16 protein-coding genes are annotated in these 15,524 nt (G+C 69.7%); 6 read left to right on the forward strand and 10 right to left on the reverse strand.

What is annotated here, in order from left to right:
• Positions 1 to 129: 129 nt before the first annotated feature.
• The 4 genes from ACFYPA_RS13590 to cseC are packed head-to-tail and all read left to right on the forward strand — an operon-like array spanning position 130 to position 3,590.
• Entirely contained in the window at positions 130 to 774 is a 645-nt protein-coding gene (locus ACFYPA_RS13590) for a SigE family RNA polymerase sigma factor (protein WP_359080552.1), read from the forward strand.
• Positions 762 to 1,505: a hypothetical protein gene (locus tag ACFYPA_RS13595; protein ID WP_389131766.1), complete on the forward strand. Its 744-nt coding sequence runs from the start codon at positions 762 to 764 to the stop codon at positions 1,503 to 1,505. The genes ACFYPA_RS13590 and ACFYPA_RS13595 overlap by 13 nt, the downstream gene beginning before the upstream one ends.
• A gap of 10 nt (positions 1,506 to 1,515) precedes the next feature.
• Positions 1,516 to 2,217, forward strand: a complete 702-nt coding sequence (gene cseB / locus ACFYPA_RS13600) for a two-component system response regulator CseB (protein ID WP_359080554.1) — start codon at positions 1,516 to 1,518, stop codon at positions 2,215 to 2,217.
• Complete coding sequence (cseC, locus tag ACFYPA_RS13605; RefSeq protein ID WP_359318227.1) at positions 2,214 to 3,590, forward strand: two-component system sensor histidine kinase CseC; 1,377 nt, start codon at positions 2,214 to 2,216, stop codon at positions 3,588 to 3,590. Before cseB ends, cseC begins: the two co-directional genes overlap by 4 nt.
• A gap of 73 nt (positions 3,591 to 3,663) precedes the next feature.
• On the opposite strand, the gene ACFYPA_RS13610 is transcribed toward cseC, so the two are convergent.
• Positions 3,664 to 5,241: an MDR family MFS transporter gene (locus tag ACFYPA_RS13610; RefSeq protein WP_359080558.1), complete on the reverse strand. Its 1,578-nt coding sequence runs from the start codon at positions 5,239 to 5,241 to the stop codon at positions 3,664 to 3,666.
• Positions 5,242 to 5,367: 126 nt separating this feature from the next.
• On the opposite strand from ACFYPA_RS13610, the gene ACFYPA_RS13615 reads away from it, so the two are divergent.
• Positions 5,368 to 5,952, forward strand: a complete 585-nt coding sequence (locus ACFYPA_RS13615) for a helix-turn-helix domain-containing protein (RefSeq protein ID WP_359080559.1) — start codon at positions 5,368 to 5,370, stop codon at positions 5,950 to 5,952.
• 21 nt (positions 5,953 to 5,973) lie between these two features.
• Here the strand turns inward: ACFYPA_RS13615 and ACFYPA_RS13620 are convergent, their stop codons facing one another.
• Complete coding sequence (locus ACFYPA_RS13620) at positions 5,974 to 6,711, reverse strand: M23 family metallopeptidase (protein WP_389131771.1); 738 nt, start codon at positions 6,709 to 6,711, stop codon at positions 5,974 to 5,976.
• A gap of 827 nt (positions 6,712 to 7,538) precedes the next feature.
• The gene (locus ACFYPA_RS13625; protein WP_350997971.1) at positions 7,539 to 10,067 is read right to left on the reverse strand and encodes an ATP-dependent Clp protease ATP-binding subunit; all 2,529 of its coding nucleotides are present in this window, start codon (positions 10,065 to 10,067) and stop codon (positions 7,539 to 7,541) included.
• Between the two features lie 441 nt (positions 10,068 to 10,508).
• Here ACFYPA_RS13625 and ACFYPA_RS13630 point away from each other — a divergent pair, with 441 nt between their 5' ends.
• Complete coding sequence (locus ACFYPA_RS13630; protein WP_359354201.1) at positions 10,509 to 11,132, forward strand: SCO3374 family protein; 624 nt, start codon at positions 10,509 to 10,511, stop codon at positions 11,130 to 11,132.
• On the opposite strand, the gene ACFYPA_RS13635 is transcribed toward ACFYPA_RS13630, so the two are convergent.
• From ACFYPA_RS13635 to nadC, 7 genes are all read right to left on the reverse strand, one after another.
• Positions 11,111 to 11,446 (reverse strand): Lsr2 family protein, encoded by a 336-nt coding sequence (locus ACFYPA_RS13635; protein WP_359080565.1) that lies wholly within the window; start codon positions 11,444 to 11,446, stop codon positions 11,111 to 11,113. The genes ACFYPA_RS13630 and ACFYPA_RS13635 overlap by 22 nt on opposite strands.
• A gap of 146 nt (positions 11,447 to 11,592) precedes the next feature.
• Entirely contained in the window at positions 11,593 to 12,150 is a 558-nt protein-coding gene (locus ACFYPA_RS13640; protein ID WP_359080567.1) for an amino-acid N-acetyltransferase, read from the reverse strand.
• 9 nt (positions 12,151 to 12,159) lie between these two features.
• Positions 12,160 to 12,657 (reverse strand): BlaI/MecI/CopY family transcriptional regulator, encoded by a 498-nt coding sequence (locus ACFYPA_RS13645; RefSeq protein WP_359318233.1) that lies wholly within the window; start codon positions 12,655 to 12,657, stop codon positions 12,160 to 12,162.
• Positions 12,658 to 12,770: 113 nt separating this feature from the next.
• Entirely contained in the window at positions 12,771 to 12,950 is a 180-nt protein-coding gene (locus ACFYPA_RS13650) for a hypothetical protein (protein ID WP_359080571.1), read from the reverse strand.
• A 42-nt stretch (positions 12,951 to 12,992) separates the two neighbouring features.
• Positions 12,993 to 13,559 (reverse strand): hypothetical protein, encoded by a 567-nt coding sequence (locus ACFYPA_RS13655; RefSeq protein ID WP_359081070.1) that lies wholly within the window; start codon positions 13,557 to 13,559, stop codon positions 12,993 to 12,995.
• A 124-nt stretch (positions 13,560 to 13,683) separates the two neighbouring features.
• Positions 13,684 to 14,481 (reverse strand): type III pantothenate kinase, encoded by a 798-nt coding sequence (locus tag ACFYPA_RS13660; protein ID WP_359080572.1) that lies wholly within the window; start codon positions 14,479 to 14,481, stop codon positions 13,684 to 13,686.
• Positions 14,481 to 15,524, reverse strand: a complete 1,044-nt coding sequence (nadC, locus tag ACFYPA_RS13665; RefSeq protein WP_389131776.1) for a carboxylating nicotinate-nucleotide diphosphorylase — start codon at positions 15,522 to 15,524, stop codon at positions 14,481 to 14,483. The genes ACFYPA_RS13660 and nadC overlap by 1 nt, the downstream gene beginning before the upstream one ends.

The raw sequence follows: 15,524 nt of genomic DNA on the forward strand, positions 1-15,524 counted from the left end.
CCGTGCGTCGGCGTACGGCTGCTCCGCACAGCCTCGTGACAACCGCTCCGTAGCGTCACCGAAGTCAGCCCGACGACCAGGCGGCTGGCGGTGGTTCTACGGGGTTTCACGGGGACGGAGGCGGTTGTCATGGCGCAGGGTGAGGTGCTCGGTTTCGAAGAGTACGTACGTACTCGGCAGGACGCGCTGCTGCGCAGTGCGCGTCGGCTCGTGCCCGATCCCGTGGACGCGCAGGACCTGCTGCAGACCGCTCTGGCCCGCACCTTCGGCCGCTGGGACGGCATCGCCGACAAGTCCCTGGCCGACGCCTATCTGCGCCGCGTCATGATCAACACCCGTACCGAGTGGTGGCGTGCCCGCAAGCTGGACGAGGTCCCCACCGAGCAGCTCCCCGACGCCAGCGTCGAGGACGGCACCGAGCAGCGCGCCGACCGCGCCCTGCTGATGGACGTCCTGGGCGTGCTGGCTCCCAAGCAGCGCAGCGTGGTCGTACTGCGACACTGGGAACAGATGAGCACGGAGGAGACGGCCGCGGCGCTCGGCATGTCGGCCGGTACGGTGAAGAGCACCCTGCACCGGGCGCTGGCGCGACTGCGCCAGGAGCTGGAGAGCAGGGAAGCGGCGAGCCGTGCGGAGCGGATCCGTGAGGACGGGGAGCGCGGGGCGGAGGTCCGCGTCGCGGCGCCCCGGACCCCGGTGCGCTCGCGGGCACGGGCAGGGGCGCCCCCCGAGGGGCGTCACGATGAGCGGGGGCGGGAGCGGTGCGCGGCCTGACAGGCAGCGGTGAGGGCGGCGGCGGGAGCGGCGGCACGGTCACCGGGGAACCCACGAGGGACGGGGCCGGTGGCAGGCGCGGACGCCTGCTGACCGGCTGGGCGGCGAGCAGTACGGCTCTGGCCGGGCTCGCCGTTTTCGGGCTGTTCGCCGTCAGCTGTTCCACGGGAGGCACGGGCACGCGTGACGAGGGCCCGGCCGGCACTCAGCCGGTCGCCCAGGTCACACCGAGCACGACGGCCCCGGCCGCGGCGCGGCCGGCGCCCCGGGTCGACCCGGTGGGGCTGCTCAAGGCGGATGCCCGGGTGAGCGAGCGGGTCAGGACCGCGCTGAAGCCCTGCACCGGTGACGAGTACCCGGTGGACACCTCGTACGGGAGCCTGACCGGCGGCCCCTCGGCCGATGTCGTGGTGAACGTGATGACCTGCGGCGACTCGGTCGGCGTGGGCACCTATGTGTACCGGCCGCGGCCCGACGGCACGTACGAGAACGTGTTCGCCATCGAGCAGCCCGCGGTCTACGGGACCATCGACCGCGGCGATCTCGTGGTGACGACGCAGGTGTACGGGAAGAAGGACGCGGTCGCCTACCCGTCGGGCGAGGAAGTGATCACGTACCACTGGGCGAGCAGCCGGTTCACCGAGCAGGACCGGGTGCACAACGACTTCAACAGAGCCGTCGGAGCAGGAGACGGGGACTTCCCCGAGCCCACCGAACCGACGAAGAACTGAGAGCAGTCCGATGGCCGAGACCCATGTCCTGTTCGTCGAGGACGACGACGTCATCCGCGAGGCCACCCAGCTGGCGCTGGAGCGGGACGGCTTCGTGGTCACCGCGATGCCCGACGGCCTCCTCGGTCTCGAGGCGTTCCGCAGGGACCGGCCCGACATCGCGCTGCTCGATGTGATGGTGCCCGGTCTGGACGGGGTCAGCCTCTGCCGGCGCATCCGGGACGAGTCGACGGTTCCGGTGATCATGCTCTCGGCCCGGGCCGACTCGATCGACGTGGTGCTCGGCCTGGAGGCGGGCGCCGACGACTACGTCACGAAGCCGTTCGACGGCGCGGTCCTGGTCGCCAGGATCCGGGCCGTGCTCCGCCGCTTCGGCCACGCATCGGGCGGGGCGGCCGGCGGCGAGACGGCGGCCGGGTCCGAGGGCGGGGTGCTCGTCTTCGGCGACCTGGAGATCGACACCGAGGGCATGGAGGTCCGCAAGGGCGGCGAGCAGGTGGGGCTGACCCCCACCGAGATGCGGCTGCTGCTGGAGTTCTCGTCCGCCCCCGGCACGGTGCTCTCCCGCGACAAGCTGCTGGAGCGGGTCTGGGACTACGGCTGGGGCGGGGACACCCGGGTCGTGGACGTCCATGTCCAGCGGCTGCGCACGAAGGTCGGCCAGGACCGGATCGAGACGGTCCGCGGCTTCGGCTACAAGCTCAGGGCATGAGGCGCCCGGCCCTGCGGACGGGTGTCCGCTGGAAGATCAGCATCGCGATCGCGTCGGTCGGCGCCCTGATCGCGATCGCGCTGAGCCTGGTCGTCCACAACGCCGCCAGGGTCTCCATGCTGGAGAACGCGCGCGAGGTCCAGCTGGAGCGGCTGAACTACGCCCAGCTCCTCTACGAGGCGACGAAGACGAAGAAGGCCGACCCCCGCTTCGGCGCGAAGCTCAATGATCCGACGATGCCGAAGAGCCTGCGCCAGGAGATCCGGCGCCACCGGCGCGCGACGCATGTCGAGGACGGCGGCGGGGTGCCCGACGTCTGGGCGGCGGTCCCCCTGGCCAACGGCGACGTGCTCTCGCTCCACACCCGCTTCGCCGACCGCTCCACCACGATCATGGGCGATCTCGACCGGGCCCTGATCATCGGCTCCGTTTCGGTGGTCCTCGGCGGCTCCGCGCTGGGGGTCCTGATCGGCGGCCAGCTCTCGCGCCGGCTGCGCAAGGCGGCGGCCGCTGCCGGACGGGTCGCTCAGGGCCACACCGATGTACGGGTCGGGGACGCCGTCGGCGGGGTCGTGCGGGACGAGACCGATGAGCTGGCCGGTGCGGTGGACGCCCTGACGGACGCGCTGAACGAGCGCATCGAGGCCGAGCGCCGGGTCACCGCGGACATCGCGCACGAACTGCGCACCCCCGTGACCGGTCTGCTGACGGCGGCCGAGCTGCTGCCCCCGGGCCGCCCGACCGAGCTCGTACGGGACCGGGCGCAGGCGATGCGCACGCTGGTCGAGGACGTGCTGGAGGTGGCCCGGCTGGACAGCGCGTCCGAGCGGGCCGAGCTGCAGCAGCTCGCGCTGGGCGAGTTCGTCAGCCGCCGGGTGGCGCTGCTGGGCCCCGAGGTGCGGGTGCGGGTGATCCACGAGTCGTGGGTCAGCACCGATCCGCGCCGGCTGGAGCGCATCCTGTTCAATCTGCTGGGCAATGCCGCCAAGCATGGCTCCACGCCCGTGGAGGTCACGGTCGAGGGCCGGGTGGTGCGGGTCCGCGACCACGGGTCCGGGTTCCCGGCGGCGCTGCTGCGGGAGGGGCCGAGCCGGTTCCGTACCGGGTCCGCCGACCGGGCCGGGCAGGGGCACGGGCTGGGCCTGACGATCGCGGCCGGTCAGGCCCGGGTGCTCGGCGCCCGGCTGACCTTCCGCAACGCGGCCCCCGAAGGTGCGGCCGAGGGCACCGGCGGGGCGATCGCCGTCCTGTGGCTGCCCGAGCACGCCCCGACCGACACCGGCAGCTTCCCCATGCTCCAGCTGGGCGAACAGCGTGGCCCGGAGCCGGGAGGCAGGAAGTCCACGGGAGACGGCGCGCACCTCGACCGCTGAACGGTCGGTCCGCACTGGATACGAGGAGGCCGAGGGGTGCACGCACCCCTCGGCCTCCTCGTCCCGCATGCGCTCACACGGCTTCGGCCACCGGGGCCTTCTCCGGGCCGGTTCCCCGCAGGGGCACCTCCTTGACGAACAGCGCGGCCACCACCGCGACCAGTCCGACCGAGGCGCCCACCAGGAAGGCGATGTGGGTGCCGGACGCCACCGCGTACTCGTACGCCTCACGCACCGGCACCGGCAGCTTCGCCAGGCTCGCCGCGTCCAGCTGGGCGCCGTGCGTGGTGGCGCCCCCGCCGCCACGGGCAGCCATCTCGTCGTTCACCCGTCCGGTGAACAGCGCGCCCATGATCGCGACGCCGAAGGAGCTGCCGAGCGTACGGAACAGGGTGGTGGAGGACGAGGCGACGCCCATGTCCTTCAGCTCGACGCTGTTCTGCGCCACGAGCATCGTGATCTGCATCAGGAAGCCCATGCCCGCGCCGAGCACCGCCATGTAGACGCCGGAGGTGAACCGGCTGGTGCCGGTGTCCATCTGCGAGAGCAGGAAGAGACCGGTCACCATCAGGATCGAGCCCATGATCGGGAAGATCTTGTACCGGCCGCTGCTGGTGGTCACGCGTCCGGCGATGAGCGAGACGATCATCATCGCCAGGAGCATCGGCAGGAGCAGCAGTCCGGAGTTGGTCGCGGACGCGCCCTGGACGGACTGCTGGAACAGCGGCAGGAAGAGCACCGCGCCGAACATCACGAAGCCCGCCATGAAGCCGACCACGGACATCAGCGTGAAGTTGGCGTTGCGGAAGATGTGGAGCGGGATGATCGGTTCCGCGGCCTTGGTCTCGACGAAGAGGAAGCCGGCCAGTGCGGCGACGCCGATCGCGATGAGCTCCATGATGACGGCGGAGTTCCAGTCGTACTCCGAGCCGCCCCAGGTGGTCACCAGCACGATCGCGGTGATGCCGACGGTCAGCAGTCCGGCCCCGAGGTAGTCGACCTTCGCCTTGGTGCGCTCCCGCTTGGGCAGGTGCAGCACGACGGTGATCATCGCCAGGGCGACGGCGCCCAGCGGCAGGTTGATGTAGAAGCTCCAGCGCCAGCCGAGGTGGTCGGTGATGGTTCCGCCGACCAGGGGTCCGCCGATCATCGCGACCGCCATCACGCCGGCCATCATGCCCTGGTACTTGCCTCGCTCGCGGGGCGGCACGAGGTCACCGATGATCGCCATGACGCCGACCATCAGACCGCCGGCACCCAGGCCCTGGACGGCCCGGAAGCCGATCAGCTGGCCCATGTCCTGGGACATGCCGCTGAGGACCGAGCCGACCAGGAAGATCACGATGGACGTGAGGAAGATGCCCTTGCGCCCGTACATGTCGCCGAGCTTGCCCCAGATGGGGGTGGAGGCCGCGGTGGCCAGGGTGTAGGCGGTGACGACCCAGGAGAGGTGCTCCAGCCCGCCGAGGTCACCGACGATGGTCGGCATCGCGGTGCCGACGATCAGGTTGTCGAGCATGGCGAGCAGCATGGCGATCATCAGGGCGAGCACCACCACCCGCACGCTGCGCTGCTGCGGGCCGGGTTTCTCCGCCCGTCCGGCCGGCGCGTCCGGCTTCCCGTCCGCCGCCGCCTTCATCAGGTCCGCCATGTTCCCCAACTCCCCAGATCCCCTGTACACCGGACCTCTTACTTGCCGCCCGGCTAGTTGACTACAGTAGGGGAAGGTAGACCCGTAACTAGCCGGGCGTCAAGTAAGTTTTTTGGGGAGAGCACCATGGGCAGCACGCCGCAGCCGCGCCGGGGCAACACCCGGCAGCGCATCCAGGACGTCGCTCTGGAACTCTTCGCCGAGCAGGGATACGAGAAGACCTCGCTGCGGGAGATCGCCGAGCACCTCGACGTCACGAAGGCCGCGCTCTACTACCACTTCAAGACCAAGGAAGACATCCTGGTCAGCATCTTCGAGGACCTGAACCGGCCGGTCGAGGAACTGATCGCCTGGGGCAGGGAGCAGCCGCGCACGCTGGAGACGAAGAAGGAGATCCTCCGCCGCTACAGCGAGGCCCTGGCGAGCGCCACCCCGCTCTTCCGCTTCATGCAGGAGAACCAGGCGACCGTGCGCGACCTGAGCATCGGCGTGAGGATCAAGGACCGGGTGCTCGGACTCGTCGACCTGATCAAGGATCCCGACGCGCCGCTCACCGATCAGGTGCGGTGCTTCAGCGCGCTCTTCACCATGCACGCCGGCATGCTCGCGCTGAAGGACGCCGAAGGCGACCCCGAGGACAAGCGGAAGGCCGCCCTCGAAGTCGCCGTCGAACTGGTCACCCGGGCACACGGCCCGGACTCCGCCCAGTAGCGGGGATGGTGTCCCGGTCGGTCAGACCGTGACGCCCTCCTTGTGCAGGTAGTTGACCGGGTTGACCGCCGAACCGTAGTTCGCGGTGGTCCGGATCTCGAAGTGCAGGTGCGGGCCGCTGGAGTTACCGGTGTTGCCGGAGAGGGCGATCTTCTCGCCCTTCTTCACGTGCTCGCCGATGTGCACCTGGATCTTCGAGAGGTGCGCGTACTGCGAGTAGGTGCCGTTGCTGTGCTTGATCACGATGGCGTTGCCGTACGCGGGACCGTCGCCGCCGCCGTTCGGACCGGCCTTCACGACGGTGCCCTTGTGCGCGGCCTCGACCTTGGTGCCGATCGGCACGGCGAAGTCCTGGCCGGAGTGCTTGTGCGCCCAGCGGCTGCCGTCGTTGCCGAAGCTCGCGCTCAGCTCGTAGTGGTGGACGGGGGTCTCCCAGGCGAGCTTCGCGGCCTTCTTGGCAGCGGCCTTCTTCTTGGCGGCCGCCTTCTTCTTCGCCTCGGCGGCTTCCTTCTTGGCCGCCGCGGCCTTCTTGGCCGCGGTGTGCTCGGCCGCCTTGCCCTGCGCGGCCGCCTGCTGGGCGACCGACTCGGCGATGGTCGCACCCGCCAGGCTCGCGGCGTTGGGGGTACCCGTCGTGCCGGCCGCGAACGCAGCGCCCGCACCGAGAACCATCGACGTCCCCAGGCCGGCTGCCACCACGGCGCCACGGACACGGGAAGCGGACGGGCGGCGGGTCTGGAACGTAACGCGCTTCGACATAAGCGGAAAACCTCCGGGATGACTGGACCCGGCGGTGTGCCGGGCTGGCCATACCTTGGTAACCCGCACCCCCGGATGCACTCAAACCCCCCATCTACGAAGAAAAGCCGTAGCAGGAGGCCCGGGAATTCGTTGCCGCAGGTCCCGTTCCGAGCCCCGGAGGAGCAGCCGAAAGTCTTCGCCGGGACGGGTTTAACCCCAGTTCGAAACCACCCGTACCGGACACAACCCCGCCATCCACGCACTTCACCCCACACACCCGAAATGCCTGCCGGTCACCGGGCCGAAGGTCCCGATGGCGATCACGGCCATGGCTCCTAACGTGGCTAGTACGCCCCGAACGGGCTGTGCGCCTTGTCACCGGCGGTGGGACCAAGGGCCGTCCGTTTCAGGACCTTCGGCCGGGGGTTCCGCGCTGTCCGACGGGCAGGGCGGTCACCTTCCTCGCGTGCGGGGCGACGAGCTGCCTGCCGCCCCGTGCCAGGCGACGAGCTGCCTGCCGCCTGCCGCCAGGTACCAGCGCTGGAGGTCGCCGCTGCCGTCCGTCGTACGTCAGGCGCGGCTTCCCGCTGCGGGCGTCGTAGGCATGGACACCGAGGCCGTTCCCGTCCGTCCCGTCCCCGTCACCTGCTCGTCCACGCCCCGGACGAGGCGCCCGGAGCCGCGCGGGACCAACCAGCGGATCTACGCCCCCGCCGGGCTGACGCGACCGGGACCTCCCCGCGACGCGCCCCTCACGGTGTACGCAACAGCGAAAGGGCGGCCCCGAACCGGTGTGAACCGGTTCGGGGCCGCCCTTTCGTACGCTCGGGCGCGCTAGGCGCCGCTCACGCTTCCTTCGTCATGTTCGGGCCGGCGCCGCCTGCCGCCTGCTCGATCGGGGGGACGTCGGGCAGAGCCGACTTCTCCTCGCCACGGAAGGTGAACTTCTGCTCCTCACCCTCGCCCTCGGTGCCGACGACCACGATGTGACCGGGGCGCAGCTCACCGAAGAGGATCTTCTCGGAGAGGATGTCCTCGATCTCGCGCTGGATCGTCCGGCGCAGCGGCCGGGCGCCCATCACGGGGTCGTAGCCCTTCTTCGCCAGCAGGGACTTGGCGGCCGGGCTCAGCTCGATGCCCATGTCGCGGTCCCGCAGACGCTCGTCCACCTTGGCGAGCATGAGGTCGACGATCTGGATGATGTCTTCCTCGGTGAGCTGGTGGAAGACGACCGTGTCGTCGACGCGGTTGAGGAACTCGGGCCGGAAGTGCTGCTTGAGCTCTTCGTTGACCTTCGTCTTCATCCGCTCGTAGTTCGTCTTGACGTCGCCCTGGGCGGCGAAGCCCAGGTTGAAGCCCTTGGAGATGTCCCGGGTCCCGAGGTTGGTCGTCATGATGATGACCGTGTTCTTGAAGTCCACGACCCGGCCCTGGGAGTCGGTCAGGCGACCGTCCTCCAGGATCTGGAGCAGGGAGTTGAAGATGTCGGGGTGGGCCTTCTCGACCTCGTCGAAGAGGACGACGGAGAACGGCTTGCGGCGCACCTTCTCGGTGAGCTGGCCGCCCTCCTCGTAACCCACGTAGCCGGGGGGCGAGCCGAAGAGGCGGGAAACCGTGTGCTTCTCGCTGAACTCCGACATGTCGAGGGCGATCAGCGCGTCCTCGTCGCCGAAGAGGAACTCGGCGAGCGTCTTGGACAGCTCGGTCTTACCGACACCGGACGGACCGGCGAAGATGAACGAGCCACCCGGGCGCTTCGGGTCCTTCAGACCGGCTCGCGTACGGCGGATCGCCTGCGAGAGGGCCTTGATGGCGTCCTTCTGCCCGATGACGCGCTTGTGGAGCTCGTCCTCCATGCGCAGCAGACGGGAGGACTCCTCCTCCGTCAGCTTGAAGACCGGGATGCCGGTCGCGGTGGCGAGGACCTCGGCGATGAGCTCGCCGTCGACCTCGGCCACGACGTCCATGTCGCCGGCCTTCCACTCCTTCTCGCGCTTGGCCTTCGCCGCCAGCAGCTGCTTCTCCTTGTCACGGAGAGACGCCGCCTTCTCGAAGTCCTGGGAGTCGATGGCCGACTCCTTGTCGCGACGCACGCCCGCGATCTTCTCGTCGAACTCGCGGAGGTCCGGCGGCGCGGTCATCCGGCGGATGCGCATCCGGGAACCGGCCTCGTCGATCAGGTCGATCGCCTTGTCCGGCAGGAAGCGGTCCGAGATGTAGCGGTCGGCCAGCGTCGCGGCCTGGACCAGCGCCTCGTCCGTGATGGACACGCGGTGGTGGGCCTCGTAGCGGTCGCGCAGGCCCTTGAGGATCTCGATCGTGTGCGGCAGCGACGGCTCCGCGACCTGGATGGGCTGGAAGCGGCGCTCGAGGGCCGCGTCCTTCTCCAGGTGCTTGCGGTACTCGTCGAGCGTGGTGGCACCGATGGTCTGGAGCTCGCCTCGCGCCAGCATGGGCTTGAGGATGCTCGCCGCGTCGATCGCGCCCTCGGCGGCGCCCGCACCCACGAGGGTGTGGAGCTCGTCGATGAACAGGATGATGTCGCCGCGGGTGCGGATCTCCTTGAGGACCTTCTTCAGGCGCTCCTCGAAGTCACCGCGGTAGCGGGAGCCGGCGACCAGCGCACCGAGGTCGAGGGTGTAGAGGTGCTTGTCCTTGAGGGTCTCGGGCACCTCGCCCTTGACGATGGCCTGCGCCAGGCCCTCGACGACCGCCGTCTTGCCGACGCCGGGCTCGCCGATGAGGACCGGGTTGTTCTTCGTACGGCGGGACAGCACCTGCATGACCCGCTCGATCTCCTTCTCGCGCCCGATGACCGGGTCGAGCTTGGATTCACGAGCGGCCTGGGTGAGATTCCGGCCGAACTGGTCGAGGACCAGCGACGTGGAGGGCGTGCCCTCCGCGGGGCCGCCCGCTGTGGCCGCCTCCTTGCCGCCCGAGTAGCCGGACAGCAGCTGGATGACCTGCTGGCGCACCCGGTTCAGGTCGGCGCCCAGCTTCACGAGGACCTGGGCGGCGACGCCCTCGCCCTCGCGGATCAGGCCGAGCAGGATGTGCTCGGTGCCGATGTAGTTGTGGCCGAGCTGAAGGGCCTCGCGGAGCGACAGCTCCAGGACCTTCTTGGCTCGGGGGGTGAAGGGGATGTGCCCGGACGGAGCCTGCTGGCCCTGCCCGATGATCTCCTCCACCTGCTGGCGGACCGCCTCGAGCGAAATCCCGAGGCTCTCCAGGGCCTTAGCGGCGACACCCTCACCCTCGTGGATCAGGCCCAGGAGGATGTGCTCGGTGCCGATGTAGTTGTGGTTGAGCATCCGGGCTTCTTCCTGAGCCAGGACGACAACCCGCCGCGCGCGGTCGGTGAACCTCTCGAACATCGTTAATCGCTCCTCAGAGCGGTCAGGCAGTAAGGGGTCGGTCCCCTCCCTGTCCTTCCGCAGCTTAGTCCCGCAAGCGGGGACCGCTCATTTCAACTGCCGACACCCGGCCCTGCTTCCCGGGGGATCACGCGCCCCGAACGCCGACACCTGCTCCAACCCGATGGTGCGAGACGATGTTCCCGCAGGCCAGGCAGATACCCCTATCGCCGGTACGCCGATGGCGAACGTGAGACGTCCTTGGCTTGCGTGTCGCCCCTCCCCACTAGGGATGTCCTACCCGCAATTACAGACAGTCCATGCGGCGTACGCGGGTTCCCTCCGCTACGGGCGAACATCTTCGTGCTCCCGAATGCGCCCGTACGCCCTCAACCCGGACACCCTATGCGTTCGATCAAGGACTCTGCGTAACTCTTGGCGCGGATCGGGAGTTCTTCCGTCATGACCCTCACCGTCCCGCCTCCGCGCACCGCGCTCCCCGCAGAGCGGGGCGGCCGTGCCGATGGCGCGTCACGCGGCGCGTGTGCCCGGTGGTACGAGCAGGAGCTCGACTGGGCCACGGCCGGCAGCGCGCCGGTGCGGCTGCTGACGGGGCTGCGGTTCGACGCGCTCGTCGTCCCTGCCGCCGCCGGCCACTCGGCGCTGCGACGGGTGGGCCGGACCGGTCCTGTGGCACTGACCGGCAGGCGGATGAGTTTTCTGGTGGCGCCGGGAAGCGCGGACGAACTGCCCGGGCTGCTCGACTGGCTGGAGTGGGGCGGGGTCACCCTCGCCCTGACCGCTCTCGGCGCGGGCGGACGGATCACCGCACCGCCGCCACCGGGCCGGCCGGGTCCGCCGGGGGCCGCCGTATGGCTGCGGCCCCCCTGCCCACCCCACGAGCAGGAGGGGGGACCGGTGTTCCCGGCCCTCTCCGGCTTCGGGAGCAGGAGTGGGGATGCTGCTCCCGATCTCATCCGGCTCGTGGACGCCGTCGCGACGGAATGCCACCGGGCCCGCCTGACGCGCGCCCGGGCCGGAACGCACCCCGGGAAAACGGCTGCTCAGCCGTTGGCCTGCTCGTAAGCCTCACGGATCTCCGCGGGAACGCGACCGCGGTCATTCACATTCTTGCCGTTCTCGCGCGCCCACTTACGGATCTCGGCGGTGTCCTTGTTGCCGCCCGAAACGGCGCGGCCCTTGCCACGACCGGACGCCGCACGGCCACCGGTGCGCCGGCCGCTCTTCGCGTACGGCTCAAGAAGGGACCGCAGCTTGTCCGCGTTGCTCGTGGTGAGGTCAATCTCGTACGTCTTGCCATCGAGAGCGAACGTCACGGTCTCGTCCGCCTCGCCACCGTCGAGGTCGTCAACAAGAAGGACCTGAACCTTCTGCGCCACCGGGATTTCCTTTCATCGAAAATGGAGTACGCGGAAAGGAAACCGCTTTTCACCGGAAAACACAAACCCCCGGGAGAGGTTCAGGAGCGCAAGAAGACGGGAAACGTGCGCGATTCGGACATAGGGATCGGTCTTCTTCCTACGGGTCACAGGTGCAGAAGCATCCGGCTGTTACCCAAGGTGTTCGGCTTCACTCGTTCGAGACCGAGGAACTCCGCGACACCCTCGTCATAGGAACGCAGCAGCTCGCTGTAGACATCTCCGTCGACCGGTGTCTCTCCGATCTCCACGAAGCCGTGCTTCGCGAAGAAGTCGACTTCGAAGGTCAGGCAGAAAACCCGCCGCACCCCAAGCCAGCGGGCGGTCTGCAGCAACTTGTCCAGTACTTGATGTCCGACTCCGGCACCCTTGACGCTGTGATCGACGGCGAGAGTACGCACTTCGGCCAGGTCTTCCCACATCACATGCAGTGCACCGCATCCGATGACCCGGGCGTCCTCGTCCCGTTCGGCGATCCAGAACTCCTGGATGTCCTCGTAAAGCGTGACCGTCGCTTTGTCGAGCAGGATGCCTTCTCGCACGTAGCCGTCGAGGAGACGCCGGACCGAGGCCACATCGCTCGTCCTCGCACGACGGACGGTGATGGCCACGTTTATAACCGACGGATCGGTCTGGAAATCGGTATGCGGAAGCTCTGAGGACATACCCCGACGCTATCGCCCGGCGTCCGGCTCCGCGCCATCGGCCGCTTCGGCGCCTTCGCCCGATCCGCCACCGGCGTCTTCACCGGCCACTTCACCCGCGTCTTCACCGGCCACTTCACCGACCGCCCGAACGGCACCCTCGGGAAGAGTGGGCAGAACGATGCGCATGGCGTCCCGGAGGGCTTCGAGCTGCTCGGCCGACATCATGCCGAAGAACGCCACCAGCGCGGCGGCCTGGTTGTCGCTCTGCGACCAGGCTTCGTTCATCAGTGCGGCCGAGTACGCGGCGCGGGTGGAGACCGCCGTATATCGATATGCGCGGCCGTCCACTTCCCGGCGCACCCAGCCCTTCTGATGGAGATTGTCCATAACCGTCATGACGGTCGTGTAGGCGATGGACCGCTCCTGCTGAAGGTCTTCAAGGACTTCCCGTACGGTGACCGGTCGGTTCCATTGCCAGACCCGCGTCATCACGGCGTCTTCCAGCTCTCCCAATTGGCGGGGCACAGCGCCACCCTAGTAGCAAATGTCTGGAATGACGGGTTATTCGCACGACAAAAGGGCGTACGGCTCTCGGGAGCCGTACGCCCTTCGTACGTGTGGTGCGCGGGACCGGGAGGTCAGACCCCGTCGGCGCGCGGTGCCTGGTGGGCCGCTTCCGCGCGGCTGATCGCGGCGTCGACGGCCGCGTCCTCCTTGCCCTTGTTCGGCCCGCCCTGGCTCTTGACGATCGTCACGACCAGACCGATGAAGAAGGCTGCCATCACCACGGGGGGCACGAGCGCGGATACGTAGTCCATGGCGTCCAGAGTAGCGAGCCCGGTCGCGCCCGGTGGAAGGACCTACCCCGCGGCGCGTTGCTGCGGTGGCGGGACCGGGCGGCGGCGGGGCGGGAAGACCTCGGAGGGCTTCGGCGCCGGGCGTTCCGACGGTGGGGCCGGGGCCGCCGGGGTCTTCGGCTTCTCGGGCTCCGCGGCCCGCCCGCCGGGCAGTGCGAGCAGCCGGCTGCGCGGCGCGGGCGCCGTCGCGGACACCGCGCGTCCGGCGAGGCGGGCCCGCACCGAGCGCTCGGCGAGCACCTGGCAGCGCTCCAGGAGCGCCGCGGCGACCGGTCCGCCGCGCAGGGCACGGAGCGCGGCCAGATCCTCGGGGCGGGGGTCGTAACCGGCGGCCAAGGCGTCCTGGAGGCGCTCCAGATAGCCGCTGAGGGAGCCGGGGAGGGCGTTGCGGTAGCGGACGAGGTCGGCGAGGAGGAAGGCGCGCAGCCGTCCGGCCTCACCGACCGCCTCGTCGACGGAGCCCGCTAGCCGCAGGCAGTCCTGGACGTCCTCGTCGGGCAGGGGCGCGGGGTGGAGGGCGATGGCGAGGGCACGGCGGAGCACTCGCAGCTCGTCCGCGCTGAACGCCATACCGCCGCGTGATCCGTAGGGCGTGGGCATAGCGCGACAATACGTGCTAAAGGGACAAAATCCGTTTAACTGGCTGTCGGCGGCGCGGCGGCGCGGGGGCCGCCGTGCCGCCGCGCGGCGCTGATCAGAGGCGCGACACGTTGCGCTCGTACACCAGACGCAGTCCGATGAGCGTGAGCCAGGGCTCGTGCTCGTCGATGACGGAGGACTCGCCCAGCACCATCGGAGCAAGGCCGCCCGTCGCGATGACCGTGACGTCGTCGGGGTCTGCGGCCAGCTCCTTCTTCATCCGTCCCACGACACCGTCGACCTGGCCGGCGAAGCCGTAGATGATGCCCGCCTGCATGGCCTCGACGGTGTTCTTGCCGATCACGCTGCGCGGCCGGGCCAGCTCGATCTTGCGCAGCTGGGCGCCCTTGACGCCGAGCGCCTCGACCGAGATCTCGATGCCGGGCGCGATGACGCCGCCGGTGTACTCACCCCGGGCGGAGACCGCGTCGAAGGTGGTGGCCGTGCCGAAGTCGACGACGATCGCCGGACCGCCGTACAGGTCGACGGCGGCGACCGCGTTGATGATGCGGTCCGCGCCGACCTCCTTCGGGTTGTCCATCAGGATCGGCACCCCGGTCTTGATGCCCGGCTCGACGAGGACGGCGGGGACGTCGCCGTAGTAGCGGCGGGTCACCTCGCGCAGCTCGTGCAGGACGGCAGGGACCGTGGAGCAGATCGCGATGCCCTCGATGCCGTCGCCCAGCTCCATGCCCAGCAGCGGGTGCATCCCCATCAGGCCCTGAAGCAGCACCGCGAGCTCGTCGGCGGTACGGCGGGAGTCGGTGGAGATGCGCCAGTGCTCGACGATCTCCTCACCGTCGAACAGCCCGAGGACCGTGTGGGTGTTGCCGACGTCGATGGTGAGCAGCATCAGACGCCGGCCTCGTCGGTGTCGCGGAAGTCCAGGCCGATGTCGAGGATCGGCGAGGAGTGGGTCAGCGCGCCGACGGCCAGGTAGTCCACTCCGGCCTCCGCGTAGGCGCGGGCGGAGTCGAGGGACAGCCGGCCCGAGGACTCCAGGACCGCGCGGCCGCTGACGAGCGCGACGGCCTCGGCCGTCTGCGAGGGCGTGAAGTTGTCCAGCAGGATCAGATCGGCACCCGCGTCCAGGACCTCGGTGACCTGCTCCATCGTGTCGACCTCGACCTCGATCGCGAGGTCCGGGAACTCCTGCCTGACCCGCTTGAACGCCTCGGCGACCCCGCCCGCCGCGATCACGTGGTTGTCCTTGACCAGCGCGGCGTCGGACAGCGACATGCGGTGGTTGACCCCGCCGCCGCAGCGCACCGCGTACTTCTCCAGGGCGCGCAGGCCCGGAGTCGTCTTGCGGGTGTCGCGGACCTTGGCCTTCGTGCCCTCCAGCACGTCGGCCCAGGCGCGGGTGGCGGTGGCGATACCGGAGAGCCGGCACAGCAGGTTGAGCGCGCTGCGCTCGCCGGTGAGCAGGTCACGGGTACGGGTGGTGACGGTCAGCAGCTTCTGGCCGGGGACGACGCGGTCGCCGTCCTCGACGTGCCGCTCGACCTCGAACGCGTCGGTGCAGATGATGGAGAGCACGGCCTCGGCCACGCGCAGACCTGCCACGACGCCCGCCTCACGGGCGGTGAAGTCGCCGGTGGCCACGGCGTCCTCGGAGACGGTGGCGACGGTCGTGACGTCCACCCCGCCGTCGAGGTCCTCCTCGATCGCGACGTGCGCGACGTCCTCGACGGTGACCGGGTCCAGGCCTGCCTCGGCGAGGAGCTGGGCGAGCGCGGGGTCCAGGCCGCACTCCAGGGCGTCCAGGTCGTAGCCGTCCTCCCCGCCGCAGCCGCAGCCGTCACCGCAGCCGCCCGCGGCGGATGCGGGCGCGCCGATCTGGATCAGCGGTACGTCCACGGGTGTGGGGCGCGGATTCTCTTCGGGCGTGCTCAC

This window comes from Streptomyces sp. NPDC005775 (assembly GCF_042871565.1).
In the GTDB taxonomy this organism is placed as follows: Bacteria; Actinomycetota; Actinomycetes; order Streptomycetales; family Streptomycetaceae; genus Streptomyces.

Excerpts from the sequence above, each read along its gene's own strand:
- ACFYPA_RS13590 (WP_359080552.1), top strand. The coding sequence starts at position 130 with ATGGCGCAGGGTGAGGTGCTCGGTTTCGAAGAGTACGTACGTACTCGG.
- cseB (WP_359080554.1), top strand. The coding sequence starts at position 1,516 with ATGGCCGAGACCCATGTCCTGTTCGTCGAGGACGACGACGTCATCCGC.
- cseC (WP_359318227.1), top strand. The coding sequence starts at position 2,214 with ATGAGGCGCCCGGCCCTGCGGACGGGTGTCCGCTGGAAGATCAGCATC.
- ACFYPA_RS13610 (WP_359080558.1), bottom strand. The coding sequence starts at position 5,241 with ATGGCGGACCTGATGAAGGCGGCGGCGGACGGGAAGCCGGACGCGCCG.
- ACFYPA_RS13615 (WP_359080559.1), top strand. The coding sequence starts at position 5,368 with ATGGGCAGCACGCCGCAGCCGCGCCGGGGCAACACCCGGCAGCGCATC.
- ACFYPA_RS13620 (WP_389131771.1), bottom strand. The coding sequence starts at position 6,711 with ATGTCGAAGCGCGTTACGTTCCAGACCCGCCGCCCGTCCGCTTCCCGT.
- ACFYPA_RS13625 (WP_350997971.1), bottom strand. The coding sequence starts at position 10,067 with ATGTTCGAGAGGTTCACCGACCGCGCGCGGCGGGTTGTCGTCCTGGCT.
- ACFYPA_RS13630 (WP_359354201.1), top strand. The coding sequence starts at position 10,509 with ATGACCCTCACCGTCCCGCCTCCGCGCACCGCGCTCCCCGCAGAGCGG.
- ACFYPA_RS13640 (WP_359080567.1), bottom strand. The coding sequence starts at position 12,150 with ATGTCCTCAGAGCTTCCGCATACCGATTTCCAGACCGATCCGTCGGTT.
- ACFYPA_RS13650 (WP_359080571.1), bottom strand. The coding sequence starts at position 12,950 with ATGGACTACGTATCCGCGCTCGTGCCCCCCGTGGTGATGGCAGCCTTC.
- ACFYPA_RS13655 (WP_359081070.1), bottom strand. The coding sequence starts at position 13,559 with ATGGCGTTCAGCGCGGACGAGCTGCGAGTGCTCCGCCGTGCCCTCGCC.
- ACFYPA_RS13660 (WP_359080572.1), bottom strand. The coding sequence starts at position 14,481 with ATGCTGCTCACCATCGACGTCGGCAACACCCACACGGTCCTCGGGCTG.